This window comes from Roseofilum sp. (assembly GCF_982964205.1).
This window is the reverse complement of the sequence record NZ_CEZBFX010000162.1, coordinates 1-8942: the sequence shown is the minus strand read 5'-3', so window position 1 is coordinate 8942 and position 8942 is coordinate 1. Positions and strand designations below refer to the sequence as shown.

The 8942-nt window shown below is 44.2% G+C and carries 9 protein-coding genes and 1 pseudogene; 6 read left to right on the top strand and 4 right to left on the bottom strand.

The window, feature by feature from the left end:
- On the bottom strand, nt 1-1173 hold a 1173-nt coding region (locus AC3A14_RS23080; protein WP_487779185.1), incomplete at its 3' end, for an ATP-binding protein.
- A gap of 131 nt (nt 1174-1304) precedes the next feature.
- Here AC3A14_RS23080 and miaA point away from each other — a divergent pair.
- Nucleotides 1305-2213 carry a tRNA (adenosine(37)-N6)-dimethylallyltransferase MiaA gene (gene miaA, locus AC3A14_RS23075; protein WP_318700384.1) on the top strand — a complete coding sequence of 303 codons (909 nt, stop codon included), beginning with the start codon at nt 1305-1307 and terminating at the stop codon, nt 2211-2213.
- Between the two features lie 37 nt (nt 2214-2250).
- On the top strand, nt 2251-2796 hold the full coding sequence (locus AC3A14_RS23070) for a hypothetical protein (protein ID WP_318733240.1): 546 nt from the start codon (nt 2251-2253) through the stop codon (nt 2794-2796).
- Nucleotides 2797-2814: 18 nt separating this feature from the next.
- Here AC3A14_RS23070 and AC3A14_RS23065 read toward each other — a convergent pair whose 3' ends face one another.
- Nucleotides 2815-3129: a ribbon-helix-helix domain-containing protein gene (locus tag AC3A14_RS23065; protein WP_318700386.1), complete on the bottom strand. Its 315-nt coding sequence runs from the start codon at nt 3127-3129 to the stop codon at nt 2815-2817.
- Nucleotides 3130-3296: 167 nt separating this feature from the next.
- Here AC3A14_RS23065 and AC3A14_RS23060 point away from each other — a divergent pair, with 167 nt between their 5' ends.
- The 3 genes from AC3A14_RS23060 to AC3A14_RS23050 all read left to right on the top strand — a co-directional run bounded on the left by AC3A14_RS23060 (nt 3297) and on the right by AC3A14_RS23050 (nt 4472).
- Entirely contained in the window at nt 3297-3791 is a 495-nt protein-coding gene (locus AC3A14_RS23060) for a hypothetical protein (RefSeq protein ID WP_318700387.1), read from the top strand.
- Nucleotides 3792-3858: 67 nt separating this feature from the next.
- Entirely contained in the window at nt 3859-4089 is a 231-nt protein-coding gene (locus AC3A14_RS23055; RefSeq protein WP_318700388.1) for a hypothetical protein, read from the top strand.
- Entirely contained in the window at nt 4086-4472 is a 387-nt protein-coding gene (locus tag AC3A14_RS23050) for a type II toxin-antitoxin system VapC family toxin (RefSeq protein ID WP_318700389.1), read from the top strand. The genes AC3A14_RS23055 and AC3A14_RS23050 overlap by 4 nt, the downstream gene beginning before the upstream one ends.
- Before the next feature lie 851 nt (nt 4473-5323).
- On the opposite strand, the pseudogene AC3A14_RS23045 reads toward AC3A14_RS23050, so the two are convergent.
- A pseudogene (locus AC3A14_RS23045) lies at nt 5324-6052 on the bottom strand (site-2 protease family protein); the annotation flags it as partial.
- A 685-nt stretch (nt 6053-6737) separates the two neighbouring features.
- The gene (gene psaC, locus AC3A14_RS23040) at nt 6738-6983 is read right to left on the bottom strand and encodes a photosystem I iron-sulfur center protein PsaC (protein ID WP_012307203.1); all 246 of its coding nucleotides are present in this window, start codon (nt 6981-6983) and stop codon (nt 6738-6740) included.
- Nucleotides 6984-7411: 428 nt separating this feature from the next.
- Between psaC and glmU the strand changes: the two genes are divergently transcribed.
- The gene (gene glmU, locus AC3A14_RS23035; RefSeq protein WP_487779184.1) at nt 7412-8788 is read left to right on the top strand and encodes a bifunctional UDP-N-acetylglucosamine diphosphorylase/glucosamine-1-phosphate N-acetyltransferase GlmU; all 1377 of its coding nucleotides are present in this window, start codon (nt 7412-7414) and stop codon (nt 8786-8788) included.
- Nucleotides 8789-8942: the final 154 nt, after the last annotated feature.

The following is an 8942-nucleotide window of genomic DNA, read 5'->3' as shown; positions in this document are numbered from 1 at the left end:
CGCTCGACGAGCCGCTTCTGCCGCATTAAATGCCTGAATCGCCTTTTCTAGAATTGCATCCCCCACTGCTGGGCGAAACTCCAGAAACTCATTCAAATATTCTCCCACCAGGGAATCCACAATTCCGCGTACTTCCGTATTTCCCAGCTTGGTTTTCGTCTGTCCTTCAAATTCTGGATCGGGAACCTTAACTGAAATCACACCCGTTAAGCCTTCCCGGATATTTTCCCCCGCCAGATTAGCATTATTATCCTTCAACTTATTCCGTTTGCGAGCGATCGCATTCATCGTCCGCGTCAGCACCGTCTTCAACCCTTCCAAATGGGTTCCCCCATCAATGGTACGAATATTATTGGCAAATCCCAACAAATTATCCGAATACGCATCCGTACACCACTGAAGCGCTACCTCCACCTGCACATCATTCTTCTCGGCATTCATATAAATGATTTCTTCGTGCAGAGGATTTTTTTCCCGATTAATATACGCCACATATTCTTGAATGCCCCCATCATACTTGTAGCTCTCCACCTTTGGCTCGTCCAAGCGATGGTCAGAAAACGTAATTTTTACCCCCGCATTCAGATACGCCAACTCCCGCAACCGACGGGATACCGTATCGTATTCAAACTCAATCCCTGTAGTAAAAATCTGCTCATCCGGGCGAAACTGAACCGATGTTCCGCTACGCGCTTCCGTCTGTTTAGTGGGGACTAATTCTGTTACCGGAACCCCCCGTTCGTAGCGTTGGGTATGACGGACTTTTTCCCGATAAACGGTCACCTCTACCCATTCGGAAAGAGCGTTGACGACGGAAACCCCAACCCCATGTAACCCTCCAGACACCTTATATCCGCCGCCGCCAAACTTACCACCTGCGTGCAATACCGTCATTACGGTTTCCAAAGCGGACTTTCCTGTGCGAGGATGGATATCGGTGGGAATTCCTCGCCCATCATCGGCAACCGATACAGAACCATCGGCATTGAGGTCAACTTCAATATGGGTACAATATCCGGCTAGAGCCTCATCGATAGCATTGTCCACAACCTCGTACACTAGATGATGGAGTCCTCTAGGGCCGGTGGAACCGATATACATTCCGGGTCGTTTCCGAACGGGTTCCAATCCTTCGAGAACTTGAATCTGTTCGGCGCTATAACTACTGGTCATGTGAAGTTATCTCCTGGTGTACGGGCTATCAACGACCCGATAAGCTAGTAAACGACAAAATACTCCAAAATTATAGCACAAAAGGGTTATAGACTGCACTAAGGCAGTTTAATAAGAACTTTATGAGGGGGATGCACCTAGTGAAACCAGGACTGATTGCGATTTGCGGGCCGACGGCTACGGGAAAATCGAAATTGGCGATCGCCTTAGCGAAGCATTTACAGACGGTCATTCTGGGGGCGGACTCGCGCCAAATTTACCGCGAGTTTGATATTGGTACAGCCAAACCATCTGCTGGCGAACTTCAGCAGGTTCCCCATTATCTAATTAATATCTGCAATCCACAAGAGGTGTTTACAGTTGCGGAGTATCAAGAGCAAGCACAAAGCCTCATTGAGCAGTTTCAGCAGCAAGGTAAAATTCCCCTATTAGTTGGTGGAACGGGGTTATATATTCGCTCCATTATCGCTGGAATGAAGATTCCTAGGGTTGCACCTCAGCCAGAATTGCGATCGCAACTTCAAGCACTTTCCCAACCTCAATGTTACGCCATGCTGCAACAAGTCGATCCCCAAGCCACCCAAAAAATCCATCCTAACGATGAGGTGCGTACCCTGCGCGCCCTAGAAGTTTTTTATGTCACCGGCATTCCCATTTCCGCTCAACAAGGAGAAAACCCACCCAGCTATCCCATCGTGCAAATTGGTTTAGACTGCTTTGAAGGAGAACATTTGCGCGATCGAATTGCCCAACGCACCGCCAAAATGATCGAGCATGGCTTAGTTGAAGAAGTGCAAAAACTCTGTGACAAGTATGGCTCAGACTTACCCTTACTCGAGACATTAGGCTATCGGGAAATCAAGCAATATTTAGCCGGAGAAATTGATTTAGAAACTGCTCAAGAATTAACCATTGTTCATACCCGCCAATTTGCCAAACGTCAGCGCACTTGGTTTCGATCCAATCCTCAGATCCAATGGTTCGATTCTGAAGATCCAGAGTTAGTTAAAAAAGTGATAGAATGGATTGAAAAGAATTAGAATTATGCCCAAAATAATAAACCCAGAACAACTATTTATGACTTATTTTCAGAAAAATGAAGTCGATCGACTGAACGAACTCGATCAACAGGGTGAACTACTTCAATTTCGCAATCAAGTAACACGACATAATTTCTTATACTTTAGTCCTTTAATGCTCGATCGACTTAGGGAGGGTTTGGATATTCGAGCCATTTTACTGTATTGGCCACCTCGTCGGACATCTCCTCAAGAGTCCGATGGTAAACATCTGTACTATTTATATTGGTGTAATGGAGAAGATCTAGATCTTGTGGATAAAAAAGTTGACAAAAATACATTTGGTGATGAAGATTTTAGATACTCTGTAGTCACTCGAAACAACTCTAAAACAATATGCTTTGAATGCAATTACATATGGGATACATTAGTTGCAGAATCACAGTGGTATGGGTATAAAAATGGAGTAGGTAGAGTAAAATCTTTGCTAAATTCATTTGAATGCTGTCCTAGTTGTGGAAAGACATTCAGAATACCAGTTGTCAAAACTTTTGGACTAACCCTCAATCAAGATGAATTAAAACGCCAATTAAAATTAGATTAAGATAACCAATGCTGAGGATCAACTGGTTGCAGCAGGGTATTCTAGATAAATTCCTGCACGGCTAACGGCCTCATCTGATAGTAGAGGTACATCGGGTTTGACACAAGCTGCAAAGGTATCGGTAAGCTGTTTAACCCTTGAATTAAACGCTTCAATACTAGTAGGAGTTGGAGGTTGGCTTAAAAGGCGATCGCGCCAGCGATGCGGAGCATTATCGCGCTCTTCTAGAAGTTGCAAAGCAGCTTGAACGACTTCATCAGCAGTTGAGTAGCGATCGCTTTTGAGTTTTTCGAGGATAGCGCGATGGGTTTCTGGTTTTAAGACTATAGTCATGATTCTTAACTACCGACTTTGACTTCTTCTAATGATAGCGCAGACTATTGTCATCGGAAAGAGCGATCTCAGTCGATGCTACACTTAGAGTGAAGTCTATCGGATAAGACCTATTCTATTGCTATTCTAAGTCGCAAAATTTCACTACCCAATCAAGATCCAGCCGAATGAAAATATCATTTGATTTAGATGACACGCTCATTTGTTGGCAATTACATTCAAGATATGAGCCTAATGCAGTTCCACTCTTATTGAGATTATGGTTTAATGAACCTTTGCGATTTGGGACTTGCAATCTCATCAGACAACTCAAAAAAGAGAGACATGAAATATGTGTTTACACAACTTCATATCGTTCTCTTATTTATATACGTTTATTCTTCTGTTTTTATGGCATTCATATAAAAGAAGTGATTAATCAAAAAGTTCACGATCTGTATTTCCAGAAATATAAAATTTATCCTTATCCCAGCAAAAATCCCAAAGCATTTGGCATAGATCTTCATGTCGATGATTCTGAAGGAGTTCAATTAGAAGCAGCACAGTATGATTTCAAGGTGGTTATCATATCTCCCCTAGATAATAACTGGGCAAAAAAAGTTCTGGATGCCGTAAGAAAATTTGAAAGAGAGTTCAATTTGGTTGGTTTTGGGAAACCGTGATAAGACGACAATCGACTAACGTCATTGTAGTTAATGCTAAACTAGATCAAATCTATCGGGTAAGAAAATGACAGAAATTACTACAACAGAATTACCAGAAACCTTACAAAATCTACTGATAGAAGTTGAACAGACAAAAATTCCGCTCACGATTCTTCATGAAGGAAAACCCTTAGCCATTGTTTATCCTGCCACTAACCCAATTGAACGTCCGAGCTTTGGCGTAATCAAAGGTACGGGTGAAATTTTAGGAGATATCATTGAGCCAGTTGCTGAAGCTTGGGATGTTTTGGCATGAAAATTTTGCTCGATACCCATATTTGGATTTGGTACTTACTCGGCGATCAACGATTACCCATACACATGCAAACGGTAATTGCCGATCCCAAAACTCAACTCTGGCTGAGTCCGATTAGTATTTGGGAAACGCTTGTTTTATCAGAAAAAGGACGAATTTCTTTACAACCTGATGCTAATACATGGGTGGATTTCGCTTTACAGTCCCTACCCACTCATGAGGCAAAACTCAATTATGCCATTGCTATTCTCAGTCGCAAGATTGCAGTCCGTCATCAAGATCCAGCCGATCGATTTATTGCTGCGACAGCTCTTCAGTATGGATTAACATTGGCTACAGTTGATGCTCATCTGACAGGACATTCATGGTTGCCAACCCTTTGATTTGAAGATATCATTAGTATCAACAAGATAAATCAGAGATTATGGGTGTTCTTGATAAATTCCCGCACAGCTAACCGCGTTGTGGAAGTTACTATCGGAAGGGTTGGAATCAGACACGATTGTTGGGTTTATTATTCTTGTGATTGTCTAGTCTTCAGGTCTTCAAGAGCATTGCCAAGAGCTTCTGCTGCTGCTTCTTGACCTTTTTTAGCTTGGCGTTGAATGTCTTCGCGAGTGAGGTAACCTTGAGCTTCTTTGTGACTATTTTTAAGGGATTCTAAGCGATGTTGCATGGCGATCGCCTGGTCAAAGTTGCGTATGATTAATGCGGGAGTATGAGGATTGAGATCTCTGACGCGAATGCGGTGCGCTCTAACCAATTCAGAAATCGACGCTGTTCCCGGAAGTTGCTGGCGCTCGATTTTGGGAAATGGCGAGCTATTGTCAAAACCTTTAGTATTAGACGTAGTCAGAAATGTTCCATCTTCAAATTCAGATTCTAAGTCTACAGTTTTACCGCCTTTGGGCGCTAAACCGATCGCCTGAAGGGCTTTGACTAATAAGGGTAAAGGAAAATGAAAAATTCCAGCTACCGTACGGCGATCGCGACTGAGCATCACCCGAATCAAAACATGGGGTTGGCTTCGGTTGGCTTTAGAGATCGTCAGATCTTCCATATCTGCCAGTTTCTCAAAACCTAAGCGTTCTAATTGCCTTTGTGTCTGCTTATAAAACTTCAAATCGAGATGGGAAAAATCTCCAGCATCAACCCGCACAAATTCATGGTGCTGAGAGTAGATTTTCTTCTGATAATCTAGTAATTCTTGGGCAGTTTCATTGGGAGATAGAGTCGAGCGACTTGCATTTTGCAACATCAACCAACCCATGATGAGCGTCCAGATACTACCGGAAATGGGAATACCAAACACAACCAGTGGAACATTCAGCAGGGAGAGCATACCGATCGCCACACCGAAACCACCAATGATCTGTCCCATACGACTGGCAAACACTGCACCGCGCTTCGGTTTACCCGTAATTTTCCACACCACCGCCTTGAGGATATGGCCTCCATCCAGGGGCAAACCGGGAATTAGGTTAAAAAGGCCTAAAACCAGGTTAATGTAGGCTAGAAAGCCAAAAATGAGAGCTAAGGGGGCACTCAAGGGAACGGCGATACTGGCTATGGCAGTCAATAGTACAATTACAGTAAACAGACCAAAGAGGATTAAATTTACTCCAGGACCGGCGATCGCCACCCAAAAGGCTGCACTAGGAGTTTTTGCTTCTTTCTCAAAAGTCGCTAGTCCCCCAAACAGAAATAACGTAATAGATTTAACTCCCATCCCCTGACGCATCGCCACCAGACTATGACCGAGTTCGTGGGCTAAAACGGAAGAAAAGAGCAGAAAAGCAACTCCTAAGCCTAAAATCCAAGGTAAAGCTACACCCAGTTGGGGAAACGCATAACTTAGGGTAGCTGCATAGTTGAACGTCACTAAACCGACAATCAGAAACCAGGATGGATGAATATAGAAGGGAATACCAAAAAGACTGCCCACACGAATATTGCCGTTCATTAAGATACCTCTGATTTTAAGATTGCATCGCATTGGGGGAAACGTAGCCTTGAGTATATTTTCATCTGAATATCCACTAATTTCTGATTAATGTAGGCTAGAAATGCCAAAATCAAGGTTAAACGAAGACTCAGGGGAGTAGGCATAGCTATGATAATCAACCATGCTATGACCATCAACAGACCAAAGAGGATTAAATTGACCGCAGGACTTGCGATCGCCACCCAGAAAGCTTCACTAGGTGTTTGCGGTACATTTTCATTGATTACCTGGACTTGATATCAATACTTGTTGGGAAAATAATCCATATCTCATACCAAATCCGGATAGTATCACTGACCAAGGAATTGTAGTCCAGCGATCGCGAGTGGGTTCAGAAACCCGTTTTGCCGCTTCACCAATAATTGAAAGTCTCCGAATTATCGCATCTTACAATTGTAAATCAGTCACTAAATCTTCCCGCGATCGCCTAGAAATATATTCTCTCACGATTTCTGCCGATTGCAACATATCAAGCAAAGATTGAACACCCCGTTCTATAAATCACCTGTGCAGAAGATAGAATAGCTTGGCAACGCATAGTATGCTTCTGTTTACCAAAAAGGGGGAGTTGTTAGACTCCCCCTTGAAACTTGGCCTTAAGATTCAGGAGAAACCCAAGGGCAAGGCATTAATGAATCCGCTTTTAGTAAGCTAGACCCATGCTGCGGGTAGTTTCCGCGCCTAAGTAAACCCGGATACTTAAAAAGTCAGTAGGACAAGCGGTTTCACAGCGCTTACAGCCCACACAGTCTTCTGTGCGAGGGGAAGAAGCGATCTGTCCGGCTTTGCATCCATCCCAAGGAACCATTTCTAGCACATCTAAGGGACAAGCACGTACACACTGGGTACAACCAATGCAGGTATCGTAGATTTTTACTGAATGAGACATTGAATAATAACTCCCAACAACAGTTTGATAGTGATATGCTCTCACACTTATCAACAAAGGATAAGGTGTAGACAGCCCAGTCAGTTCTAGATGGTTCTAGAATGCCAACCAAGTAGTTGAGAACGGAATGCTTTAGCCGCTCTATGGTTTGACCCGTTTAAGTTAGTCCAGTGTTATACCGGATCAAAGCTTAGTTTAGCGCAGGGGTTCAACTCAAAGAAACAAAAGGATGAGAAACTTTAAACAACTTGACAATTAGCGATCGCCAAAACCCGAAGGAAAAATTGCTCAATCTCTTGTTAAAACTAGGATAGAGGCGGATTGTCTACCATCGGCCTAAAATGGATGGCGATCGAGATTTCCCTCCAAGAGTCAAATTTTGGTGATAAAGCGCGATATACTCCTGTCGGTAGTCTGGTTGATTAGTCATGGTAGCAGTAGCAATCTTAGCGGCAGGACGGGGAACTCGAATGAAATCGGAGTTACCCAAAGTCTTACATCCCCTAGGAGGACGGTCTTTAGTTCAACGAGTACTTGAGAGTTGTCACCTCATTTCTCCCGTGCGTCAGTTTGTGATTGTGGGATATCGGGGGGATCTGGTTCAGGACTCTCTTACGGATGTACCGGGATTGGAGTTTGTCACCCAAAGTCAACAGTTGGGAACCGGTCATGCAGTTCAGCAGGTTCTACCCTATTTAGAAGGATTTACCGGGGATTTACTGGTGCTTAATGGGGATGTGCCCTTATTACGACCAGAAACGATTAGTCATTTACTGGCAACCCATAAGAGCGAAGGCAATGGCGCGACGATTTTAACCGCCCAGCATCCCCATCCCAAAGGATATGGGCGAGTCTTTTCGGATAGCGATAATCTGCTGCAACAAATTGTCGAAGACCGGGATTGTACGACGGCTCAACGGCAAAATCGGCGGATTAATGCGGGAGTCTATTGCTTTAATTGGCCGCAACTGGCCCAGGTTTTACCTCAGTTAAAGTCAGAGAATGACCAGCAAGAGTATTATTTAACCGATGCAGTCAATTATTTAGACCGGGTGATGACCTTAGATGTGGAGGATTATCAGGAGATTTTAGGGATTAATGACCGTAAACAGTTGGCAACAGCCCATCAGATTCTGCAAGACCGGATTAAGGAGGAGTGGATGAAGGCGGGGGTAACGTTGATCGATCCCGATAGTATTACGATTGATGATACGGTACAGATTGGTTCGGATGTGGTAATTGAACCGCAAACTCACCTTCGTGGAAACACGGTGATTGGGTCGGGTTGTCGGATTGGGCCAGGGAGTTTGATTGAGAATAGTGAGATTGGGGAACAGGTGACGATTCTCTATTCGGTGATTAGTGAGAGCTGCGTAAAATCTAGTACGAGAATTGGCCCCTATGCTCATTTGAGAGGGCAGGCCGAGATTGGAGCCGGTTGTCGGGTGGGTAATTTTGTGGAGATTAAGAAGTCCCAAGTGGGCGATCGCACGAATATAGCCCATTTGTCCTATATTGGAGATGCCCAACTCGGTCAACAGGTGAATGTGGGTGCCGGCACGATTACGGCCAATTATGATGGCTATCAAAAGCATAAAACGGTAATTGGCGATCGCACGAAAACCGGTTCTAATAGTGTCCTAGTCGCTCCCATTACCATCGGTGAAGATGTCACCATTGGAGCCGGATCGGTGGTCACCAAAGATGTCCAAAATGATGCTCTAGTTGTCGCCCGCGCTCCCCAAAAAGTGCGTCCCGGATGGCGACCGAAGGGGGTTTCTAAGGATGAAGAGATAGGGAGATAGGGGGATATGGAGACACGGAGACACGGAGATTTTCTCTTGCTTCTTGCCTGTTGCCTGTTGCCTTTTTTTCATATTCCCCATTCCCTAGCGCGAAGCGCTTAACTAACCTGAGTTCGGGATAAGGGGAGAAGGAACAATGATGATGGGTTGGGCT

What these genes read in the sequence shown, in the direction of transcription:
- miaA (WP_318700384.1), top strand. Translation starts at nt 1,305, where the DNA reads ATGCACCTAGTGAAACCAGGACTGATTGCGATTTGCGGGCCGACGGCT.
- AC3A14_RS23070 (WP_318733240.1), top strand. Translation starts at nt 2,251, where the DNA reads ATGACTTATTTTCAGAAAAATGAAGTCGATCGACTGAACGAACTCGAT.
- AC3A14_RS23065 (WP_318700386.1), bottom strand. Translation starts at nt 3,129, where the DNA reads ATGACTATAGTCTTAAAACCAGAAACCCATCGCGCTATCCTCGAAAAA.
- AC3A14_RS23060 (WP_318700387.1), top strand. Translation starts at nt 3,297, where the DNA reads ATGAAAATATCATTTGATTTAGATGACACGCTCATTTGTTGGCAATTA.
- AC3A14_RS23055 (WP_318700388.1), top strand. Translation starts at nt 3,859, where the DNA reads ATGACAGAAATTACTACAACAGAATTACCAGAAACCTTACAAAATCTA.
- AC3A14_RS23050 (WP_318700389.1), top strand. Translation starts at nt 4,086, where the DNA reads ATGAAAATTTTGCTCGATACCCATATTTGGATTTGGTACTTACTCGGC.
- psaC (WP_012307203.1), bottom strand. Translation starts at nt 6,983, where the DNA reads ATGTCTCATTCAGTAAAAATCTACGATACCTGCATTGGTTGTACCCAG.
- glmU (WP_487779184.1), top strand. Translation starts at nt 7,412, where the DNA reads ATGGTAGCAGTAGCAATCTTAGCGGCAGGACGGGGAACTCGAATGAAA.